The organism is Mycoplana sp. ABR4_002 (assembly GCF_056159645.1).
This window is the reverse complement of sequence record NZ_JBSWVO010000001.1, coordinates 3194047-3213254: the sequence shown is the minus strand read 5'-3', so window position 1 is coordinate 3213254 and position 19208 is coordinate 3194047. Positions and strand designations below refer to the sequence as shown.

Annotated in this window: 20 protein-coding genes and 1 pseudogene; 10 read left to right on the top strand and 11 right to left on the bottom strand. The window is 66.2% G+C overall.

Going from position 1 to position 19208, the window contains the following annotated elements:
• Positions 1 to 42 precede the first annotated feature (42 nt).
• From ACXAGF_RS15365 to ACXAGF_RS15350, 4 genes are all read left to right on the top strand, one after another.
• A complete protein-coding gene (locus tag ACXAGF_RS15365) occupies positions 43 to 843 on the top strand; it encodes an inositol monophosphatase family protein (protein ID WP_475018258.1) in 801 nt (266 codons plus the stop codon).
• A 188-nt stretch (positions 844 to 1031) separates the two neighbouring features.
• Positions 1032 to 2120 carry a flagellar motor protein MotA gene (locus ACXAGF_RS15360; protein ID WP_475018257.1) on the top strand — a complete coding sequence of 363 codons (1089 nt, stop codon included), beginning with the start codon at positions 1032 to 1034 and terminating at the stop codon, positions 2118 to 2120.
• A 3-nt stretch (positions 2121 to 2123) separates the two neighbouring features.
• Positions 2124 to 3155: a peptidoglycan -binding protein gene (locus ACXAGF_RS15355; RefSeq protein WP_475018256.1), complete on the top strand. Its 1032-nt coding sequence runs from the start codon at positions 2124 to 2126 to the stop codon at positions 3153 to 3155.
• A gap of 214 nt (positions 3156 to 3369) precedes the next feature.
• On the top strand, positions 3370 to 4383 hold the full coding sequence (locus ACXAGF_RS15350; RefSeq protein ID WP_475018255.1) for an alpha/beta hydrolase family protein: 1014 nt from the start codon (positions 3370 to 3372) through the stop codon (positions 4381 to 4383).
• On the opposite strand, the gene ACXAGF_RS15345 is transcribed toward ACXAGF_RS15350, so the two are convergent.
• A complete protein-coding gene (locus tag ACXAGF_RS15345) occupies positions 4328 to 5320 on the bottom strand; it encodes a helix-turn-helix domain-containing protein (RefSeq protein WP_475018254.1) in 993 nt (330 codons plus the stop codon). The two genes, ACXAGF_RS15350 and ACXAGF_RS15345, sit on opposite strands and share 56 nt — an antisense overlap.
• 175 nt (positions 5321 to 5495) lie before the next feature.
• Between ACXAGF_RS15345 and ACXAGF_RS15340 the strand changes: the two are divergent.
• Positions 5496 to 5984 (top strand): annotated as a pseudogene (locus ACXAGF_RS15340) (FAD-binding protein); the annotation flags it as partial.
• A 22-nt stretch (positions 5985 to 6006) separates the two neighbouring features.
• Here ACXAGF_RS15340 and ACXAGF_RS15335 read toward each other — a convergent pair.
• Positions 6007 to 7818 carry an ABC transporter transmembrane domain-containing protein gene (locus ACXAGF_RS15335; RefSeq protein ID WP_475018253.1) on the bottom strand — a complete coding sequence of 604 codons (1812 nt, stop codon included), beginning with the start codon at positions 7816 to 7818 and terminating at the stop codon, positions 6007 to 6009.
• 192 nt (positions 7819 to 8010) lie between these two features.
• On the opposite strand from ACXAGF_RS15335, the gene rpmE reads away from it, so the two are divergent.
• A complete protein-coding gene (rpmE, locus tag ACXAGF_RS15330; RefSeq protein WP_475018252.1) occupies positions 8011 to 8232 on the top strand; it encodes a 50S ribosomal protein L31 in 222 nt (73 codons plus the stop codon).
• 169 nt (positions 8233 to 8401) lie between these two features.
• Here the strand turns inward: rpmE and rcdA are convergent, their stop codons facing one another.
• The 3 genes from rcdA to ACXAGF_RS15315 all read right to left on the bottom strand — a co-directional run bounded on the left by rcdA (position 8402) and on the right by ACXAGF_RS15315 (position 10738).
• Positions 8402 to 8920, bottom strand: a complete 519-nt coding sequence (gene rcdA / locus ACXAGF_RS15325) for a protease adaptor protein RcdA (protein ID WP_475018251.1) — start codon at positions 8918 to 8920, stop codon at positions 8402 to 8404.
• Between the two features lie 355 nt (positions 8921 to 9275).
• The gene (locus ACXAGF_RS15320; RefSeq protein WP_475018250.1) at positions 9276 to 9464 is read right to left on the bottom strand and encodes a DUF1192 domain-containing protein; all 189 of its coding nucleotides are present in this window, start codon (positions 9462 to 9464) and stop codon (positions 9276 to 9278) included.
• Positions 9461 to 10738, bottom strand: a complete 1278-nt coding sequence (locus ACXAGF_RS15315; protein ID WP_475018249.1) for an MFS transporter — start codon at positions 10736 to 10738, stop codon at positions 9461 to 9463. Before ACXAGF_RS15315 ends, ACXAGF_RS15320 begins: the two co-directional genes overlap by 4 nt.
• Positions 10739 to 10901: 163 nt before the next feature.
• Between ACXAGF_RS15315 and ACXAGF_RS15310 the strand changes: the two genes are divergently transcribed.
• Together ACXAGF_RS15310 and ACXAGF_RS15305 are read left to right on the top strand one after the other, a co-directional pair.
• Positions 10902 to 11057, top strand: a complete 156-nt coding sequence (locus ACXAGF_RS15310) for a hypothetical protein (protein ID WP_475018248.1) — start codon at positions 10902 to 10904, stop codon at positions 11055 to 11057.
• 181 nt (positions 11058 to 11238) lie between these two features.
• The gene (locus tag ACXAGF_RS15305; RefSeq protein WP_475018247.1) at positions 11239 to 12990 is read left to right on the top strand and encodes an adenylate/guanylate cyclase domain-containing protein; all 1752 of its coding nucleotides are present in this window, start codon (positions 11239 to 11241) and stop codon (positions 12988 to 12990) included.
• 133 nt (positions 12991 to 13123) lie between these two features.
• Here the strand turns inward: ACXAGF_RS15305 and ACXAGF_RS15300 are convergent, their stop codons facing one another.
• Together ACXAGF_RS15300 and ACXAGF_RS15295 are read right to left on the bottom strand one after the other, a co-directional pair.
• On the bottom strand, positions 13124 to 13579 hold the full coding sequence (locus ACXAGF_RS15300) for a carboxymuconolactone decarboxylase family protein (RefSeq protein WP_475018246.1): 456 nt from the start codon (positions 13577 to 13579) through the stop codon (positions 13124 to 13126).
• Between the two features lie 23 nt (positions 13580 to 13602).
• Positions 13603 to 14019, bottom strand: a complete 417-nt coding sequence (locus ACXAGF_RS15295) for a cupin domain-containing protein (protein ID WP_475018245.1) — start codon at positions 14017 to 14019, stop codon at positions 13603 to 13605.
• Between the two features lie 232 nt (positions 14020 to 14251).
• On the opposite strand from ACXAGF_RS15295, the gene ACXAGF_RS15290 reads away from it, so the two are divergent.
• Complete coding sequence (locus tag ACXAGF_RS15290) at positions 14252 to 14782, top strand: RrF2 family transcriptional regulator (RefSeq protein ID WP_475018244.1); 531 nt, start codon at positions 14252 to 14254, stop codon at positions 14780 to 14782.
• Between the two features lie 198 nt (positions 14783 to 14980).
• Here the strand turns inward: ACXAGF_RS15290 and ACXAGF_RS15285 are convergent, their stop codons facing one another.
• The 3 genes from ACXAGF_RS15285 to ACXAGF_RS15275 form a co-directional block, all read right to left on the bottom strand.
• On the bottom strand, positions 14981 to 16174 hold the full coding sequence (locus ACXAGF_RS15285; protein WP_475018243.1) for an acetyl-CoA C-acyltransferase: 1194 nt from the start codon (positions 16172 to 16174) through the stop codon (positions 14981 to 14983).
• A 39-nt stretch (positions 16175 to 16213) separates the two neighbouring features.
• The gene (locus ACXAGF_RS15280) at positions 16214 to 16372 is read right to left on the bottom strand and encodes a DUF1127 domain-containing protein (RefSeq protein ID WP_475018242.1); all 159 of its coding nucleotides are present in this window, start codon (positions 16370 to 16372) and stop codon (positions 16214 to 16216) included.
• A gap of 67 nt (positions 16373 to 16439) precedes the next feature.
• A complete protein-coding gene (locus ACXAGF_RS15275; RefSeq protein ID WP_475018241.1) occupies positions 16440 to 16976 on the bottom strand; it encodes a YkgB family protein in 537 nt (178 codons plus the stop codon).
• A 233-nt stretch (positions 16977 to 17209) separates the two neighbouring features.
• Here ACXAGF_RS15275 and ACXAGF_RS15270 point away from each other — a divergent pair, with 233 nt between their 5' ends.
• The gene (locus ACXAGF_RS15270) at positions 17210 to 17788 is read left to right on the top strand and encodes a TetR/AcrR family transcriptional regulator (RefSeq protein ID WP_475018240.1); all 579 of its coding nucleotides are present in this window, start codon (positions 17210 to 17212) and stop codon (positions 17786 to 17788) included.
• A gap of 83 nt (positions 17789 to 17871) precedes the next feature.
• On the opposite strand, the gene ACXAGF_RS15265 is transcribed toward ACXAGF_RS15270, so the two are convergent.
• On the bottom strand, positions 17872 to 19155 hold the full coding sequence (locus tag ACXAGF_RS15265; protein ID WP_475018239.1) for an epoxide hydrolase family protein: 1284 nt from the start codon (positions 19153 to 19155) through the stop codon (positions 17872 to 17874).
• Between the last annotated feature and the right edge of the window lie 53 nt (positions 19156 to 19208).

Here is a 19208-nt window from a genome sequence, read left to right as displayed (position 1 = left end):
GCGGGCGACGGACCGCCCGGACAAATCAAAAGGACAGCCCCCATGGCTCGCTCAGCTCTTCTCAACGTGATGGTCCAGGCCGCCTTCAAGGCGGGAAAGTCGCTCGCCCGCGATTTCGGCGAGGTCCAGAACCTGCAGGTGTCGATGAAGGGCCCCGGCGACTACGTCTCCCAGGCCGACCGCAAGGCCGAAAAGCTGATCCGCGAGGATCTGCTCAAGGCCCGCCCGACCTACGGTTTTCTCGGCGAGGAAAGCGAGGAGATCAAGGGAACCGACGGCGCCCATCGCTGGATCGTCGATCCGCTCGACGGCACGACCAACTTCCTGCACGGCATTCCCTGCTTCGCCTCCTCTATCGCGCTCGAGCGCAACGGCGAGATCGTCGCGGCGGTCGTGCTGAACCCGGCGACCGACGAGCTCTATACGGCCGAGAAGGGCGGCGGCGCCTTCCTGAACGACCGCCGTTTGCGCGTGGCGGCGCGCAAGGACCTGTCGGACAGCGTGATCGGCTGCGGCGTGCCGCATCTCGGCCGCGGCAATCACGGCAAGTTCCTGGTCGAGTTGCGCCACGTGATGGGCGAGGTTGCGGGTATCCGCCGCATGGGCGCCGCCTCGATCGACCTGGCCTATGTCGCGGCCGGCCGCTTCGACGGCTACTGGGAACGGGACCTTGCGGCCTGGGATATCGCGGCCGGCATCCTTCTGGTGCGCGAGGCCGGTGGCTTCGTCGGTGATCTCTCCGGCGGCAACGCCATGCTGGAGACGGGAACGATCGTGGCCGGCAACGAGCATATCCACAAGGCCCTGGCCGAGGTCGTGCATCGCCCGGTGCCGACGCGATAGGCCGGCCCCGCCCCGTCCGACTCAGCGACCTCCCTGCGGGATTCGGCATCGCCGGCGTCCAGCCGGCGACGCCTGACCAGGCCGCCAAGACTGTGCACTGTCCGGTCTAAGGTCGCGTAGAAGCTCTTCAATTCGGCGCAATCTTCCTCTAGGCTCCCGAGGTGTTCGAAGCAGGAAACGGGGGGACCATGAGAAAGCTGGCGCTGTCGGGTTGGGAAGGGCCGGCTGAGACCGGGGAGGACTATCCCCACAAACTCTCGAGCCCGATGCCGTTCTTCTGGACGATGGTGATCTTCCTGATCATCGTCGGTTTCGTCGCGGCGATCCTGTTCCGTCAGGCCCATGCGGCCTTCGTGGCCAATCCCGGACTCAACGGCCTGATTCTCGGCGTGCTGCTGATCGGCATCCTCCTGGTGTTCAGCCACGTGCTGTCGCTGCGGCCCGAGGTGCGCTGGTTCAACTCGTTCCGCGCCGCCGGCAGTGCCGAAAAGGTCGGGCGCGATCCGGTCCTGCTGGCGCCGATGCGGGCGCTGATCGGCAAGCACCATTCGATCGCGATCTCGACCACGGCGCTGCGTTCGATCCTCGATTCGATCGCCACGCGGCTGGACGAATCGCGCGACACCTCGCGCTACCTGATCGGCCTGCTCGTCTTCCTCGGCCTGCTCGGAACCTTCTGGGGCCTGCTCGGCACCATCGGCTCGATCAACACCGTCATCCAGTCGCTCGATGCGGGGGCGGGCACGGCGAGCGACGTGCTGACCGTGCTGAAGGACGGCCTGTCGGCACCGCTGTCGGGCATGGGCACGGCGTTTTCGACCTCGCTGTTCGGTCTGTCGGGCTCGCTGATCCTCGGTTTCCTCGACTTGCAGGCGGGGCGCGCGCAGAACCGTTTCTACATGGAGTTGGAGAACTGGTTGTCGTCCGTCACCGACGTCAAGTCCGAACTCACGCCGGTCGCCGTGGCCGACCCGGAACAGGGCGAGGATGTTCGCGCGCTCGCCGAGCAGATCGTCAAGTTGTCGCAGGAGGGTGGCCATAGCCGCTCCACCGCGGCGCTGGCGAGCCTGGCGGAAGGCATCCAGGGTCTCGTCAAGAACATGCGCAGCGAGCAGCAGATGCTGCGGGACTGGATCGAGGCGCAACAGGACGAAGCCAAGGCGCTGCGCCGCACCCTGGACCGGCTGGCGGCGCGGACCGGCGACTTCAACGGCGAGCGCACCTCGGATCGGGGCCGTGACAACGAGCGCCTGCGCGACAAGGCCGGGGGCGAGTGATTCATGGCGCTGGCCCGCAATCGCCGCTCACAGCGCGCCGTCGACTACTGGCCCGGATTCGTCGATGCACTGTCGACGCTGCTGCTGGCCATCATGTTCCTGCTCAGCGTGTTCGTGCTGGCGCAGTTCTTCCTCAGCCGCGAGATCACCGGCAAGGACGAGGTGCTGGATCGGCTGACCAGCCAGGTCAACGAACTGACCCAATTGCTGGCGCTGGAAAAGAGCGGCAAGCAGGATCTCGAGGACACGCTGGTCAACCTGCAGGCGTCGCTGGCGGAATCCGAAGGCGAGCGGTCGCGCCTGCAGCAGATGCTTGAGAAGGGCGCCGGCGCATCGGACGCCGCGAGCGCACAAATCTCCTCGCTCAGCGATACGCTCGACGAGGAGAAGCAGGTGAGCGCGCGGGCGCTGAGCCAGATCGAACTGCTCAACCAGCAGATTGCCGCGCTCAGGAGCCAGATCGCCGCGGTCGAGGGCGCACTGCAGGCGTCGGAGGCGAAGGACCAGGCTTCCCAGGCGAAAATCGCCGATCTCGGCCGGCGGCTCAACGTCGCGCTCGCCCAGCGGGTCCAGGAGCTGAACCGCTACCGTTCCGACTTCTTCGGACGCCTGCGCGAGATCCTGTCGGATCGCGAGAACATCCGCATCGTCGGCGACCGTTTCGTATTCCAGTCCGAAGTGCTGTTTCCCTCCGGCAGCAGCGAGCTGAACGCCGACGGCCAGGCGGAAATGGGCAAGCTTGCCGCGGCCCTTCTGGACCTTGCACGCGAAATCCCGCTGGAGATCGACTGGGTTCTGCGCGTCGACGGCCACACCGACAACGTGCCGCTGTCGGGTTCGGGGCGCTACGCGGACAACTGGGAACTCTCCTCGGCCCGGGCCACGTCCGTGGTGAAGTTCCTGATCTCCATGGGGGTTCCGGCCAACCGCCTTGTCGCCGCCGGGTTCGGCGAGTTCCAGCCGCTCGCCTCCGGCGACAGCGAGCAGGCCCACGCAACCAACCGCCGCATCGAACTGAAGCTGACAGAAAAGTAGTGCCGTCCGGCTGCCTGCGGCAGGGGAATGCGGGTACCGGGCCGGGGGCGGCAGCCGTCATGCGCCGGCTGCCCGTTCTTCCTATGGTCGTTGCCGGGATGCCGCGGCTGTGCATCTGGCGGGATTGCACCAGCGACGACCTCGATCGCGTTTGAGGTCTCGCCGTCTGGCACTTTCTGTTGGAAGGGGACCCGAACAACAATCGGAGACCCTCATGCGACACCTTGCGCTCTTCTTCATCTTTCTCGGTTTCTCTTCGGCGTTGGCGGAAGAACCGTCCCCGGCGATCGGCTTCCGCACGCTTGAGGTGCCGGGGATCGAGGCGGTGGCCTTTTATCCGGCGGCCACATCCGAACCGGTGACGACCGTCGGAGAGAATGCAGTGTTCGTCGGCGTGCGGGTCGCAGCGCATGCACCTGTTCGGCAAGGAGTTCATCCGGTCGTGCTTCTGTCGCACGGCTATAGCGGCCTTTGGCGCAACCAGGCCTGGTTGGCGGCACGCCTTGCGCAGGCCGGATATGTCGCCGTCAGCCTCAACCATCCCGGCAGCACCCTTGGTGACCTGGATCCGTCATGGGCGACACGCCTTGCCGAGCGGCCGCGTCAGGTCTCGCGTGTGCTGGATGCGCTGCTGGCTGATGACGCCTGGGCCGGGCGGCTCGACCCGGGGCGGATCGCGGTGATCGGGCATTCCCTGGGCGGCTGGACGGCGCTGGCCCTGGTCGGCGGCGTGTTCGATCCGGCCCGCATGGAGGATGCCTGTGGCACCAGCACGGACAAGCTGGTCTGTACCGTACTCCGCGCCGGCGGATTGACAGCCCGTACCCCCCTTGTCGAGGTCCAGGACGGACGGATCACGGCGGCCGTCCTGCTGGACATGGAAGGCATTCGCGGTTTTGTGCCCGACAGTCTTCAACGGCTACCCATTCCCGTCCTAGCGCTGGTTGCCGGCATGGCGGATCCGGCCTTGCCGCTGGAATGGGAAAGCCGCGCTCAAAGCAGCCTCCTGCCGGCCGCGACCACCCGCTATGCGGAGGTTGTCGGCGCCACGCATTTCTCCTTCATGAGCGAGTGCAAGCCCGGGGCAGAGGAGACGCTGGGGGATGAAGCTTTCGTCTGTGCGGGGGAGACTGCGCCGCGCTCGATGTTGCATGCAGAAATTGCGGCAACGGTCATCCGGTTCCTGAGCGCCGGTAGTCGCTTGGAGTCCGCCCTGCAATCTCCCTGAAGGCGCGGTTGAAGTTGGACTTCGTCTGAAAGCCGGCTTCCAGCATGATCTGGGTGACGGGCAGCGTGCCCTCGCGCAACAACCGCATGGCCTCGCACACACGGTAGGCGTTGACGAGATCGGTCACGCTGCGCCCCTGAATGCGGTTCACGGCCTGTGAGATCTTCCTGGCCGGAATCCGCGCGCGGCGGGACAGGCGCCGGAGCGTCAGGTCGTAGTCGCGGTAGAGCCCCTCCGCCAGCAGGGCTTCCACCGTTTCAAGGATCGCCTGCTCCTCCTCGTTTTCGAGCGGAGCACCGGGCAGTCCTTGCGGGGCGGCCTCGCCGGTGTCGGCCGGAATCGTGTCTCCGGCCCGCGCCAGGAGGACGCCGGACAGTCCCACCAGGACGACACCCATGGCTGCGATCGCCGGCGCGGCAACCGTGCCGTCCCCGCTGGCGAGGTCGATGGCAACGATCACGTCCACCAGCGCGCTCAGCATGAGCAATGCTGCAACGCCGACACGTGCGTGCGAAACGGCCCAGGCATCGCCAATTCGGACATGCGTCAGCATGTCGTCGGAGAAGCGCAACTGCAGGATCATCAAGCCGTATAGCGCGAACTCCGCGATGAGGAGGGGATCGACGGCGATGGGCAGCAACCACCACGAGAGCATGACGGCAATGGGCCAAAGGCCGTGCATGGGCGAAACCCTGCCGTCGCGCAACGTTTCAAACGACGCCAGGGCGATCGGCGGAAGGCACGCGGCGAGAACCGGCTGAACGCCACCGACCCAATCGGCTCCCACGCTCCAGCGCAAGCCGACCAGGGCGCTTTGCACGGCGCAAATGCCCACGAACAGAAGAAACCAGGTCTGGCGTATCCGGCGCTGACACAGGCGAACAAGGACAAGGAGCAGGATACCGCTCACAAGGAACGGCAGGGGAATTTCCGGCATGGGCCAAGTCCTGACACGAGACAAGGTGGGACACTGCGATGCCCGCGGTGTTCACGCGAAACGACGCGGGCTTCGATTCTGCCCCACTTGAACCGCTTGACGCCGATCCGGCAAGGCCCCGCAGGTCCCCGTCGCCCGCAACGGCCATAATCGGGGGAGGGGCGGCAAGACCGGAGTGCGCCGGCTCGGCAAGAACCCGCCCCGCGACACGCTGGAGGAACTGGTCGCGGCGATGAGCGCGCTGGCCGGTGCGGCCCGACTCGAGGCGGGCCATATCCGTGCCCAGATCGAGGCGCGCGACCGGGAGATCGACAATGCGTTCTCCAAGGACGCGCAGGTGACGGCGATCCGCGGCGCGCGGGCCTATCTCGGCGACCGGCTGATGCGAACGGCACGGCCGCACCGGATCCTCGATCCGAAGGCCGGGCCGCTGATCGCCGTGCGGCTGAACCTGCTGACCCGCAAGACGCTCGGCGGGCTGCAGACCGACCTGGCGGCGCAGGTGGTGCGGCCGTCGGGCGAGCCGGTACCGGGACTCTATGCCGCCGGCGAGGTGGCGGGCTTCGGCGGCGGCGGCGTGCACGGCTACAACGCGCTCGAGGGAACGTTCCTCGGCGGCTGTCTTTTTTCCGGCCGTATCGCCGGCCGCAGCGTCTGCGTATGAACGGACCGAAGGATCCGGTCGGTCAGCGCGCTGCCGCTACGAAATCTTCCGCGCCGTCGTCGAACTGCAGGCGCGCAAGTTTGGCGTAGAGCCCGCCCTGACGCACCAGTGACTGGTGCGTGCCTTCCTCGACGATCCGGCCGTGATCCATGACCAGGATCCGGTCGGCCTTGAGCACGGTCGCGAGGCGATGGGCGATGACGATCGTCGTGCGTTCGCCCATCAGGCCGTCAAGCGCCTTCTGCACCAGCTTTTCGCTCTCGGCGTCGAGCGCGGAGGTCGCTTCGTCGAGCAGCAGCAGCGGCGCATCCTTCAGGATCGCGCGGGCGATGGCAATGCGCTGGCGTTGTCCGCCGGAGAGCGTCACCCCGCGCTCGCCAACCATGGTGTCGAAGCCGTGGTCGAGCCGGGTGATGAATTCCTCGGCGTGGGCTGCGCGCGCCGCGGCGACAATCTGCTCGCGGGTCGCGCCGGGCGTCCCGAAGCCGATGTTGTCGGCGACGGTCGAAGCGAAGATCGTCACGTCTTGCGGGACGATGGCCATGCGGCCGCGCACCGCCTCGGGATCGGCGGCGCGCAGGTCGACTCCGTCCAGCCGCACCTTGCCGCTGACCGGGTCGTAGTAGCGCAACACCAGCGACAGGATCGTGCTTTTGCCGGCGCCGGAGGGGCCGACGACGGCAATGGTCTCGCCCGGGCTGATCGAGAAGCTCAGGCCGTTGAGGCTGCGATAGCCCGGACGGGACGGGTAGGAGAAGTGGACGTTCGAGAACTCGAGCGCGCCGCGGCCGGGGACGGGAAGGGCCACGGGGTTCGGCGGCGCGGTGATCGCCGGCTGCTCGTCCAGCAGTTCGGTCAGGCGCTCGGCCGCCCCTGCGGCCTGCGACAGTTCCCCCCAGACCTCCGACAGCGAACCGAGGCTGCCGGCGGCAAAGACCGAGTAGAGGAGGAACTGTCCGAGCGTGCCGGCCGATAGGGTGCCGGCAAGAACGTCCTGCGCACCGAACCAGAGCACCGCGACGACGCTGCCGAATATCATGGCGATGGCGAACCCGGTCAGCAGCGCGCGGGCGAGGATGGCGGAGCGGGCGGCGCCGAAGGCGTCCTCGACCGCAGCGCTGAACCGGCTGCGAGCGGCCCGCTCGGCGTTGAAGGCCTGCACCGTGCGCGCCGCGCCGATCGCCTCGCCGGCATAGGCGGAGGCGGCGGCCAGCGTGTCCTGGGCCTGGCGCGAGCGCCGGCGGACGGAGCGGCCAAAGGCTACCAGCGGGAAAACGATGACCGGAATGGCCGCCAGCACCAGGCTGGAGAGTTTCGGGCTGGTGTAGATCATCATGCCGATCGCGCCCAGGCACAGGATCAGGTTGCGTAGCGCCACCGAAGCGGTGGCGCCGACGGCCGACTTGATCTGGGTCGTGTCGGCCGTCAGTCGCGACACGATCTCGCCGGAATGGTTCTGGTCGAAAAAGGACGGCGACAGCCGAGTCACATGGTCGAACACCGTGCGGCGAAGGTCGGAGACGATGCGCTCGCCGAGGGTGATCACAAAGAAATAGCGCAGCGCGCTCGCAAGGGCGAGGAGCATCGCCAGCGCGAACAGCATCATGAAGTAGGTGTTGATGAAGCCGGTGTCGTCCCGGGAGAAGCCGTGGTCGATCATGCGGCGCACGGCCATCGGCAGCGCCAGCGTCGTCACCGCCGCCACCACGAGGGCCACGAGCGCACCGCCGACCAGGCCGCGGTAGCGACCGAGATAGGGAAGGAGGGTGCCCAGGGGCCGGAGGGACCTGCGTTCGCCCCGGCGCGTGACGCCCGCTTGCGTTTCTTTGCTCACAACCACCTCATTGCCGGACGTCGCGGCACGAATTGTCTTTCGGCTCTTGTTATCCCGCCGGCCTTCATGTATAGGCTCGCCATCGAATTGGGAAGCCGCTGGCCTGGTCGGTCGCGGCTTCATTTACGTCTTTGGCCCGGCTGCCGCAACCGATTGCGTCAAATGGTCTCCGGAACACGCAGGAAGATTGTCATGAAGGCTGATATCCATCCCGACTACCACATCATCAAGGTCGTCATGACCGACGGCACCGAGTACCAGACCCGTTCGACCTGGGGCACCGAAGGCGCCGTGATGAACCTCGAAATCGACCCGACGTCGCACCCGGCCTGGACCGGCGGCAACCAGCAGCTCATGGACCGCGGCGGCCGCGTCTCCAAGTTCAAGAAGCGTTTCGAAGGTCTCGGCCTCTAAGCCTTCGCCGACGGCGATTTGCAAAGCCCGGGTCACCCCGGGCTTTTTTGTTGGCCGGACGGCCGCTCAGCAGGGGCGTTCCTGGCGGTTGGCCCGTCTGCACCAGGCGGGCAATAAAAAACCCGGCCGCCGGGCCGGGTTCATCGGTGCATCGCCGCTGGCGCTGTGGTCAGTTGTTGCCGAAGGCGGTGTGCAGCAGGCTGATCTGCGCCTGGACGCTGTTCTGGTTGTCCGGCACGAAGTCTTGGGCTTCCTGCGGGCGGTACATTTCGCGGTCGAGCAGGGCGACGCGGTTCTGCAGCCGAAGCGAACGCTCGATCAGATCGCGGAAGGCCTCCGGCAGGTCGGTCCAGCCCGGGGCGGTGCGATCGACATTGAAGCCGTCCAGCCGCACCTTGCTCTTTTCCGACAGCACCTGGTCGCGCGTCATCTCGCCGTTGTTGACGGCGCGCTGCAGCAGCAGCCAGGAGGCCATCTGCATCAGCCGGGTCGTCAGGCGCATCGACTCGGCCGCATAGAGCACCGAGGCCATGCGTGGCAGCACCTTGGCAGCCTGACGGCCCGGGCCGTCGAGATAGCTCGCCGTTTCCTCGACCAAGCCCATGCCCTCGGCATACAGATTCTTGAACTGGGACGACGTCGCGACGTGACCGGCAAAGCTGACCGTATTCAATACTCTCTCAGACATGGCCCATTCCTGTCCAACGCATCAAAATCCAAGAAACCCGCGATCGGCAGAAGCGTTCCGCCGGGTCGTTTCGTAGCAGGCAGAATGATCCCATAGCCCATTTCGCGCAAGCACGACCTTAAGAAAAGGTTAATCTCCACAATTCTTTACACGGTTCCGCCGACCTTGCAAAGGTCGCAAAAAAAGAGCCGCGGGAAAGCGGCTCTCAAGGTAAAACAGGGAGAAAATCAGACCCATTCCCCAAGCGGCGAAAATGTCTGAGTCCGGAAAGATCCGGACAGGCGATTAATAGCTCGTGAAGCTTAATGGCCGGTTAACCGTGTCTTCGATCCTCTGTTGATTACTTCGCCAAAGCTCAACGAAACAGTTTCTCGGCGGCCGAGCGGCTGGCGCCCTTCCGCGCCTTTTCCTGCTCCAGACGGTCAATCTCCTCCCGCAACAGCGCGATGCGGTTCGCCAGTTCGTCCACCGACAGCAGCGACAGGTCGCTGCCGATCTCGTGTACCGTCTTTTTGACCGGCCGGTCGTCGTCCGACATGCTCATTTCTCCTCCTCCATCACCGTCTGCGGCACCATGGCATCCTGGCCATGCTGGGCTGCGCGCGGAGACAGGCGCAGGCTCTCCGGCGTCGCCAGGGTGCCCGGATAGGTATAGGCCTCGCGTTCCTCGGCGGGAAGCGCGGCACGGCGGCGGCTGCGGAAGATCGCATAGGCACTGATCAGCAGATGTGCCGCGAAGGTGACCAGGAAAAGCGCGTAGGGGCCGGCGGTCGACATCACCGGGCCGCCCAGCGTCGGCCCGATGATCGTGCCGATGCCGTAGAGCAGGAGCAGGCCGCCAGAGACCTTGACGAAGTCCTCGGGGCTGGCGAAGTCGTTGGCGTGGCTGACGGCGATCGGATAGAGGGCGTTCGCGGCGGCGCCGTACAGCGCAATCACGAGCATCAGCGGGGCGACCGAATTCGGCTGCAGCAGGAACATGATAAGGCCGGAGGCCGCGGCGACGGCCGAAAGCGCGGCCAGAACATAGCGCCGGTCGACGCGGTCGGACAGGCGGCCGGCCGGAAGCTGCATGACCGCGCCGGCGAAAATCGTCGCGCTCATCATCATGGCAATCGTGCTGGCGGTCAGGCCAGCCTCGGCGCCGAAAACTGCGCCGAGCGTGCCGAAGGCGCCGTTGGCGATGCCGATCAGGACGATGCCGACGCAGGCGACCGGCGAGGTGCGAAAGAGTGTCGGAATGTCGAGCCGGACCTGCTTCAGCGGTTGCGGCGAAGCGGCGGTCGACAGCGTCGTCGGCAGCATCGCCAGGCAATAGAGAATGCCGGCGACCATGAACAGGATCGGTGTGCCGACATCGCCGAACGGCACCATCATCTGGCCGCCGACGACACCGAACAGGGTAATGGCGATGTACAGCGAGAACACTACGCCGCGGCTCTCGTTGGTTGCGCGTTCGTTGAGCCAGCTCTCGATGATCATCGAGGTGCCGGCGATGGAGAACCCGGTGACGGCGCGCAGCGCCACCCACCAGAACGGGTCGACGAGGATGCCGGTCAGGAGCGCGATGATCGCGATCAGCGAGGCAAAGCCGGAAAAGGCGCGCACGTGGCCGATACGCTTGACCACCTTCGGCGCAAACAGGCAGCCGAGCACGAAGCCGCTCGCCCAGGACGTGCCGAGCAGGCCGAGCAGGGTGGTGGCGTATCCCTCGAGGGCGCCGCGGACGGGCAGGAGCAGGCCGTGCAGGCCGTTGCCAAGGAAGAGGAACAGGGTGCCGAGCAACAGCGCGAAGACGGAAAGGAGATTGTTACGCATCGAATATCCCTGAACCTGCAATCGAATGAACTATGCCCGCAAGCACATGATTCTCCAAAACCCGATCCAGCGCCGGCGAAGGCAGGAATCGCTTGCCTGCGGCCGACCCTCGACTGGAAAAAATGTCGCCGGTGTGACAGGAAGCAAAAAAAGGGAGCTCATCATGTCGAAAGTCCTGCCGGTCCTGATGCTGCTCGTCATGGTGCTGCAGATCCTGCGGCCGATCGGTCTGCCGGGGCTGCGGCAGCGCCGCGATTTCTGGAAGATCGCCGTCGGTGCGATCGCGCTGATGATGCTGACGGTACTGGTGCGGCCGTGAACCCGCCCTGAACGGCTCGCCGTGACCGGTTCACCGATATCGACGTCATCCACCGAAGGAAGCGGCCGTCCGGACGGTAGTGCTGTTGTCGCCGCGGCGGCCGTCGCATGGCGCGGCGCCTTCGATACGAGCATGGAATATTGCCCGGCGAACCCTATGTTGAGGAGCGGAGGATCCGCCCTTGGAACGTCGCCTCACCGCCATCTTGGCCGCCGATGTCGTCAGCTACTCGCGTCTGGTTAGGATGGACGAGGACGGCACGCTTGCGACCCTCAAGGCGCTGCGGACGGAACTGATCGGCCCGAAGATCGCCGAACATCACGGCCGCATCGTCAAGCTGATGGGCGACGGGCTGCTTGCGGAGTTTGCCAGCGTGGTCGCGGCGGTGCGCGCCGCCACCGAGATGCAACTGGCTCTCGCCGAGCGCAATGCCGGGGTGCCGGAGGAGCGCCGCCTCGAATACCGCATCGGCGTCAACCTCGGCGACGTCGCCATCGACGGCGACGACATCTATGGTGACGGCGTCAACGTCGCCGCCCGGCTGGAGACGCTCGCAGACCCCGGCGGCGTCTTCGTCTCCGGTGCCGTGCACGAGGAAATCCGCGATCGCCTGCCCATCCGCTTCGAGGACCTGGGGCGACGGCAGGTCAAGAACATCGACAGGCCGGTGCGGGTCTGGCGCTGGCTGCGCGACGGCGCGGAGCGGGCGCCGAGGGGCGCACCGCAGGCGACGGCGCTGCCCGACCGGCCCTCGATCATCGTGCTCCCCTTCGACAATATGAGCCACGACGCCGAGCAGGAGTATTTCAGCGACGGCATCACCGAGGACATCATCACCGACCTCAGCAAGCTGTCAGGCCTGTTCGTCATCGCCCGCAACTCCGCATTCGTCTACAAGGGCAAGGCGGTGAGCATTCCTCAGGTCTGCCGTGAACTCGGCGTGCGCTTCGCGCTGGAGGGCAGCATCCGCCGGGCCGGCAACCGGGTCCGCGTCACAGCTCAGATGATCGACGGAACCAGCGGGGGGCATGTCTGGGCCGAGCGCTACGACCGCGAGCTCACGGACATCTTCGAGGTTCAGGACGACATCACCCAGCAGATCGTCGGCGCCCTGAAGGTGACCCTCAGCGAAGCGGAAAAGGCGCGTCCTCCCGAGGGCGGCACGCGCGACATGGATGCCCACGACCTGTTCCTGAAGGGGCGCGAGCTGACGCGCGGGATCAAGAAGGACCGGGAGACGTTCGAGAAGGCGAACGCCTGCTTCCGCAAGGCGATCGCGCTCGATCCGAACTATGCCGCACCTTATGGCGGGCTGAGCATGCTGCACGTGCTCGACTACCAGAATCACTGGAGCTCCGCGCCGGAGGCCTCGCTCGCCGCGGCCGACCGGTTCGCCCGCGAGGCGATCTCCCGCGACGACGGCGACCCGTACGCGCATCTGGCCGCTTCGCTGGCGGCCATGTTCATGAAGGACTATCAGCGCTGGGCCAGCGAGGTCGACCGGGCGCTCGAACTGAACCCCAACTACGCGCCGGCACTGAACGCGCGCGGACTGGTGCATCTCTATACGGGCCGGCCGCTGCAGGCGGTTCCCTACGTCGAGCGGGCGATGCGGCTCGATCCGGTCATGTCGCAGCAATATCTGCATTTCCTCGGCACGGCGCACTTTGTCGCCGGCGACTATGAGAAGGCGGTGGCAATCTATCAGGACCGGATCGCACTCAACCCGACGACCGATCTGACACGGGGCTTTCTGGCCTCTGCCCTTGGCCATCTCGGCCGGGCCGGCGAGGCCCGCGCGGTCTGGCACGATCTCAAGAAGGTCAATCCGAAATACTCCGCCGTCGAACATGTCGCCCGGCTGCCGTTCCAGGATCCCGCCGACGTCGAAGCCTTTACGGCCGGCCCGCGCAAGGCGGGCCTGACCGACTGACGCCGGCGCATCGTCGTGCGGTCAGGACCTGGCGGGTGCAGAGAATGGGCCGGTGCGGGTTGTTCCATCGTTTGCTTTCAGTGCCGGGACGGAGGCAGCGGCAGACGCCGCCTCCGCTCCCGGTTTCGGCGCCTCACGCCCCGACTGCGGCCTGCGGCGTGTTGCGGAAGCTGATCGCCATCCGGTTGTAGCTGTTCATCAGGCTGATCGCGATCGTCAGGTCCACCAGTTCGCGCTCATCGAAGAGCGCACGCACAGCCGTGTAGGCCTCGTCCGGCACGCCGGTCTCGGCCACGCGCGTCACCGTTTCGGCCCAGGCAAGCGCCGCGCGCTCACGCTCGTCGAAAAGGTTCCCGGCCTCCGCCCAGGCCTGCAGCAGGGCGATCTTCTCGATCTTCTCTCCCTTCTTCAGCAGTTCGCGCGTGTGCATGTCGAGGCAATAGGCGCAGTTGTTGATCTGCGAGACACGCAGATAGACCAGTTCCACCAGCACCGCAGGCAGGCTGCTCTGCATGACGTAGCCATAGACGCCGCCGAGCGCCTTCACGCCGGCGGGAGCGATCTGATTGTAGTCGAGACGGTTGCTCACTTTACGGTTCCTTGTCGGTCGGTTCATTCGTGCGGAGTGGTCAGGGCCTTCTCGTCGCTGTCGGCGACGAACACGGCGAGCAGCCTTGCCGGCGCGGTCTTGCTGGCGTTGCGGCTGACATAGTGGTCAGCCGCCGGTGGCTCGTGCCAGCTTTCACCGGCCCGATAGGTCTGGATCGGTCCGTCGTTCACCTGCGACTCGATTTCGCCAGATAGGACGTAGGCGAAAATGAACGCGGAGTCCGCGTGCTTGTGAGAGGCCGAAACGCCACCCGGCGGATAGTCAACGATCAGGGCGGTCAGCGTCTTGCCCGGGATGTTGGGAATGGCCTTTTCGAAGTGGGGCGTCACAATATCGCCGGCGTCATGCGCGGCGGCGGGCATTTCGGCGGCCAGGGCGAGGGCGGCGCAGGCTGCGCCGAAGATGAGTCGTGCATTCATGACGTCAAGTCTCCTTGGTGGCGTTTGCTGTTTGCGGTTCCGGTCCGGAGCGCGTTTCGCGACGATGATCGTATCGCTTAACTACGACTAATATAATCGTTGTTAATGGGCAACTCCCAATCCGCGGCGTACCGCGAACGCACTGTCAACGCTGCGGCGACAAACCCGTGTTGTGCGTGCCGGCTTTCCGTGATATCTGCGACGAAATCTATCGGTGTTAAAGAGCGGTTCCATGGCCCATGTCAGCGCAGGCGTCGAGTACGCGCTCCACTGTCTCGTCTTCCTGATCGATGCGCAGGAACTGGGGCAGCCGTCGAGTGCACGCGACCTCGCCGAACTGCAGGAGGTTTCGACCGACTTCGTCGCAAAGCTGTTCACCAAGCTCCAGAAGGCGGGCATCGTCATCGCGCGCGAGGGGATCGGCGGCGGCTTCGCGCTGGCACGCCCGGCGACCGACATCACCGTTCTCGACGTTGTCGAGGCGATCGACGGCCGCAAGGCCCTGTTCGAATGCAAGGGCATCCGCGCCCAGTGCGCGCTGTTCGGCGACACGACGCCGGCATGGGCGACGGAGGGCGTCTGCTCCATCCACGCCGTCATGCTCGAAGCCGAACGGCGGACGCGGGACACCCTGGCGACGCATACGCTGGCGAGCGTCGCGCAGCGGGTCGCGACAAAGGCGCCGAAGGACCATTCCGACCGTGTCAGGGAATGGCTGGCGGCACGCACGCCGCGGCGCGGCCGCCGCGCGCAGGCGTCGTAACGCCGTTACGCCGTTACGCGGCAAGGCCGTCTCCGGCCGTTTCCGCTGAAAGCCGTCGATCCAGCCTGGATGCCTCTGCGCCCGCCGAGCCGCGATACCGCGTGGCGCCGTCAAGCAGAGGGAGGTGAAGCGCCGGCGCCACCGCCCGACCCGCTCCGACGGGCGGAACGGGGTGGCGGAGGCGGTCGCCCGGACGCGCTATTGCATCCGTTCGATGGCGACGGCGGTGGCCTCGCCGCCGCCGATGCAGAGCGCGGCCACGCCGCGCCGCAGTCCGCGCCGCTTCAGCGCGTGGACCAGGGTAACAAGCAGCCGCGCGCCGGTCGCGCCGATCGGATGGCCGAGCGCGCAGGCGCCGCCATTGACGTTGAGCCGGTCGCGCGCGATGCCAAGGTCCCTGGCCGCCGCCATCGCCACCACCGCAAAGGCCTCGTTGATCTCGAACAGATCGACGTCGCCGATGCCCCAGCCGGTCTTTCCCAGCAGCTTGCGGATCGCCGGAATCGGAGCGGTCGTGTACCAGGCCGGATCCTGGCTATGGGTCGCGTGCGCGCGGATCTCCGCCAAGACGGGCAGGCCGTCGCGCTCGGCGATGGAGCGGCGCGTCAGCACCAGCGCGGCGGCGCCGTCGGCGTTCGCCGAAGCGCTCGCGGCGGTGATGGTGCCATCTATGCGGAAGGCCGGCTTCAGGTTCGGAATCTTTTCCGGAGAGACTTTCAGCGGGTGCTCGTCATGCTCGACGACGGTCTCGCCTGCCTTCGTCGCGACGGTCACGGCGGCGATCTCGTCGCCGAAGGCGCCGTCCTCGATGGCCTTGCGCGCCCGGGTTAGGGTCTCCATCGCATAGGCGTCCTGATCGGCGCGGTTGAATTGATAGGCCGCTGCCGCCATCTCGCCGAAGTCGCCCATGGAACGTCCTTGCTCGTAGGCGTCCTCCAGCCCATCGAGCGCCATGTGGTCGAAGATCCGGTCATGACCGGCGCGATAGCCGCCACGCGCTTTCGACAGCAGGTAGGGCGCGTTGGACATCGACTCCATGCCGCCGGCAACGACGATATCGGCCGAGCCTGCCCGGAGAATGTCGTGGCCGAGCATCGTCGCCTTCATGCCGGAGCCGCAGACCTTGTTGATGGTCGTCGCGCCGACATCGTCCGGCAGCCCGGCGCCGCGCACCGCCTGGCGCGCCGGCGCCTGGCCCTGGCCGGCGGGAAGAACGCAGCCCATGAGAACTTCATCGATGCGATCCTGCACCGGCCCGGTCCGCGCCAGGGCCGATCGGATAACATGCGATCCGAGCTCCGGAGCCGTCAGCGGCGCGAGATTGCCGAGAAAACGTCCGAGCGGCGTTCGCACCGCCGAGACGATGACGACGGGGTCGGATTGTTGGGGCATTGGTAAACTCCTTCAGTCGCTTGCGGGCCGCCTCGGCGGTCACTGCTGCTGGAATTGCCGGCGCGCGATCGCTTCGATCTCGAACCGGGTGATGCCGATGTCCCGAAGCTGGTGGTCGCTGTAGCGCGCGAGTTCACGCAGGGTCTGGCGATAGCGCAGATGGGCGCGGACCCTCGACAGGATTTGAAGTGCAAACATGGGTCGTTCCTTTGGTTCGACGGCCGGTGGACCGTCCGGGAGTGGGCCCGCGCCGCAATGGGGCAGCTCAGGCGCGGGGGCTGCGCAGCGCCCTCAGCGAGTCGAGAGCGATGAACAGCGAGAGCGCGAACAGGCCGACGTCCTTGAGCAGGAACTGCCCGGGCGCAACCGAGATCGCGGGAAAGCCGAGGTCCGGCGCCCACACGCCGGGTGTCGTCACCATGAAGCTGAGCGTGGTCGCAAACAGTCCGGCCGAAAGCAGACCGCCAGCGAGCGAATAGATCGGGTGGAGCAGCCGCGCGGCGATCAGAGCGGCGATGGCGAGTTCGAGGATCCCGAGAAGACTTGAAAAGCTCCTCACACTGAGCAGCGAATAGGACCAGCCCAGGAACGGGCTGTTGCTCACCAGGCCGACCAGACCCTCAGCCTCGTATGCCGTGAACTTCATGCCGCCGAACCAGCTGTAGATAGCGACCAGCGAAGCATATTGGCTGGCGGCGACGGCAGTCCGTGCGCGGCGCTCGAGCTGGTCGAAGCGTTCGGCGGCGGGCGCGTGAATGTCGTAGCTCGCGGCGGCCATGCTGCGGATGGGATCATGCGACATCGTTGTTTCTCCTTAGGGTGACGGCGGGTGCGCTCGTTTAAATAGATACAGATCGGTATCTATTTAAAGAAGTATACCGATCTGTTTCGTTTGGCAAGTGTCAATCAGAGCGATCATGTCGAGTCTCGATCAAGCCCATGCTTTTGTTCGGTGGTTTTTTACGGCAAGGCTTGTATTCGGTTCGTGTCACCCTTAGTGTATGAAACAGATCTGTTTCGAATTGTGAGGAAAAGATGCGCCGTTCCGAAATCCGCGGTCATCTGCTGGAAACCGCGCTCCGGCTGTTCAACCAGCACGGCTATCAAGCCGCCGGCATCGACCTGATCATTGCCGAGGCAGGCGTGGCCAAGACGACGCTCTATCGTCACTTCGAGACCAAGGAGGAACTGATCCTCGCCGCTCTCGAACGGCGCGACGAGGCGGATCGGCTTGCGATGCGGGCTTTTGTCGAGCAGCACGCGACCGGTCCGGTCGAGCGCCTGCTGGCGACGTTCGATTTCCTCGAGGCCTCGGTGCTCGACAAGCAGTTCCGCGGCTGCATCTTCGTGAGTGCGGCGGGCGAGCACAAGGACACCGTCAATCCCGTGTTTCGCGCGGCCGTGATGCACAAGCGTCTCGTGCTGGCCTATTTCGAGGAACTTGCCCACGCGGCGCGACTGGCTGAGCCGACGCGCATCGCCGCGGAAATCCATCTGCTGCACGAGGGGGCGATGGCGGTCGCGCAGATGGCCCGCACCGCCGAGCCGGCGCGACACGCCAAGCATATCGCCAGCCAGCTGCTTGCTGCGACAGGGCGCCAACCACAGACCTGACCGGCTGATCGGGAGAGGAAGGCCCGGTCGACCCGCCCGGGCTTCGTTTTGCTGTCGGAGGGCGGCCGGCGTCTGCCGGCTCGCTACGGTTGGCGCAGAGCCCGGAAGGCGGCGCGAACCTCGGTGCTGAACAGGCCTGGTTCTTCCCAGGCCGCGAAGTGGCCGCCACGCTCCACCCGATTGTAGTAGATCAGCTTGCTGTAGCCGCGTTCGACCCAGTGCCGGGGCGGCCGGTAGACCTCGCCGGGGAAGATCGTCACCGCCGCCGGGACCGCGATGGCAGCCGGCTTGGCCTTGGCGGCGCTGCTTTCCCAATAGATCCGCCCGCTCGAGGCGCCGGTGTTCGTCAGCCAGTACAGCGTGATGTTGTCGAGGATGGCGTCGCGGCCAAGCGCCCGCTCCGGATCGCCGCGGCTGTACACCCAGTCGGCGAGCTTGTCGTAGAACCACGCCGCCAGCCCCACGGGCGAGTCGGCGAGCCCAAAACCGATCGTTTGCGGGCGTGTGCCGAGGATTGCGGCATAGCCGAAACCCTTTCCGAGGAATTCCCTGGCCTCGTCGAAGACCGCGCGCTCCTCGACGGTCAGGCTTGCCGGCGCCGGATCGCCGGCCTTGAGCGCCCTTGCGACGTCCGGCGGCAGCGTCGTTGATCGCTCGATCCGGTTGACGTGGATTCCGAGCAGGCCGGTCGGTGCCTGGCGCCCCATGGCATCGGAAACGATCGCACCCCAGTCTCCGCCCTGCGACACGTATCGGGGATAACCGAGGCGCTTCATCAGCCTGTCCCAGGCGCGGGCGATGCGATCGGCGTTCCAGCCGGTGCCTCTCGGCCTTTCGGAAAAGCCGAAGCCGGGAAGGGACGGCAGCACGAGATGGAAGGCATCCTCGGCGCGCCCGCCGTGCGCGGTCGGGTCGGTCAACGGGCCGACGACGTTCAGCAGTTCGAAGACCGAGCCCGGCCAGCCGTGCGTCATGATCAGCGGCATCGCGTCCGGGTGGGGGGAGCGGACGTGGATGAAGTGAATATCGAGGCCGTCGACATGGGTCAGGAACTGCGGCAGGGCGTTCAGCCTCGCCTCAGCCTTGCGCCAGTCGTAATCCGCTTCCCAGTAGCGCACGAGCGCCCTCAGCCTGTCGGTCTGCACGCCCTGGGAACGGTCCTCGACCGGCTCCGGATCGGGCCAGCGGGTTGCGGCCAGCCGACGGCGCAGGTCGGCAAGATCGGCCTCAGGAATGTCGACGCGGAAGGGACGGACGGCCTCCGCCGAAACGCGTTCGATGTCGGCCGGCGGGGCGGCGGATGCGGCCGGAAGCAGGCCTAGGCCAGCGGCAGCGGTCGCGCCGGCCAGCAGGGTCCGGCGGGTCATTGCGGGGCGAGTGGGTTCATGCCCGGTCAAGGTCACACCTCTTTGCTTGTCGT

Excerpts from the sequence above, each read along its gene's own strand:
- ACXAGF_RS15295 (WP_475018245.1), bottom strand. The coding sequence starts at position 14,019 with ATGAATGCACGACTCATCTTCGGCGCAGCCTGCGCCGCCCTCGCCCTG.
- ACXAGF_RS15275 (WP_475018241.1), bottom strand. The coding sequence starts at position 16,976 with ATGTCGCATGATCCCATCCGCAGCATGGCCGCCGCGAGCTACGACATT.
- rcdA (WP_475018251.1), bottom strand. The coding sequence starts at position 8,920 with ATGTCTGAGAGAGTATTGAATACGGTCAGCTTTGCCGGTCACGTCGCG.
- ACXAGF_RS15345 (WP_475018254.1), bottom strand. The coding sequence starts at position 5,320 with ATGCCGGAAATTCCCCTGCCGTTCCTTGTGAGCGGTATCCTGCTCCTT.
- ACXAGF_RS15265 (WP_475018239.1), bottom strand. The coding sequence starts at position 19,155 with ATGACCCGCCGGACCCTGCTGGCCGGCGCGACCGCTGCCGCTGGCCTA.
- ACXAGF_RS15315 (WP_475018249.1), bottom strand. The coding sequence starts at position 10,738 with ATGCGTAACAATCTCCTTTCCGTCTTCGCGCTGTTGCTCGGCACCCTG.
- ACXAGF_RS15355 (WP_475018256.1), top strand. The coding sequence starts at position 2,124 with ATGGCGCTGGCCCGCAATCGCCGCTCACAGCGCGCCGTCGACTACTGG.
- ACXAGF_RS15290 (WP_475018244.1), top strand. The coding sequence starts at position 14,252 with ATGGCCCATGTCAGCGCAGGCGTCGAGTACGCGCTCCACTGTCTCGTC.
- ACXAGF_RS15285 (WP_475018243.1), bottom strand. The coding sequence starts at position 16,174 with ATGCCCCAACAATCCGACCCCGTCGTCATCGTCTCGGCGGTGCGAACG.
- rpmE (WP_475018252.1), top strand. The coding sequence starts at position 8,011 with ATGAAGGCTGATATCCATCCCGACTACCACATCATCAAGGTCGTCATG.
- ACXAGF_RS15270 (WP_475018240.1), top strand. The coding sequence starts at position 17,210 with ATGCGCCGTTCCGAAATCCGCGGTCATCTGCTGGAAACCGCGCTCCGG.
- ACXAGF_RS15365 (WP_475018258.1), top strand. The coding sequence starts at position 43 with ATGGCTCGCTCAGCTCTTCTCAACGTGATGGTCCAGGCCGCCTTCAAG.
- ACXAGF_RS15360 (WP_475018257.1), top strand. The coding sequence starts at position 1,032 with ATGAGAAAGCTGGCGCTGTCGGGTTGGGAAGGGCCGGCTGAGACCGGG.
- ACXAGF_RS15350 (WP_475018255.1), top strand. The coding sequence starts at position 3,370 with ATGCGACACCTTGCGCTCTTCTTCATCTTTCTCGGTTTCTCTTCGGCG.
- ACXAGF_RS15310 (WP_475018248.1), top strand. The coding sequence starts at position 10,902 with ATGTCGAAAGTCCTGCCGGTCCTGATGCTGCTCGTCATGGTGCTGCAG.
- ACXAGF_RS15280 (WP_475018242.1), bottom strand. The coding sequence starts at position 16,372 with ATGTTTGCACTTCAAATCCTGTCGAGGGTCCGCGCCCATCTGCGCTAT.
- ACXAGF_RS15320 (WP_475018250.1), bottom strand. The coding sequence starts at position 9,464 with ATGAGCATGTCGGACGACGACCGGCCGGTCAAAAAGACGGTACACGAG.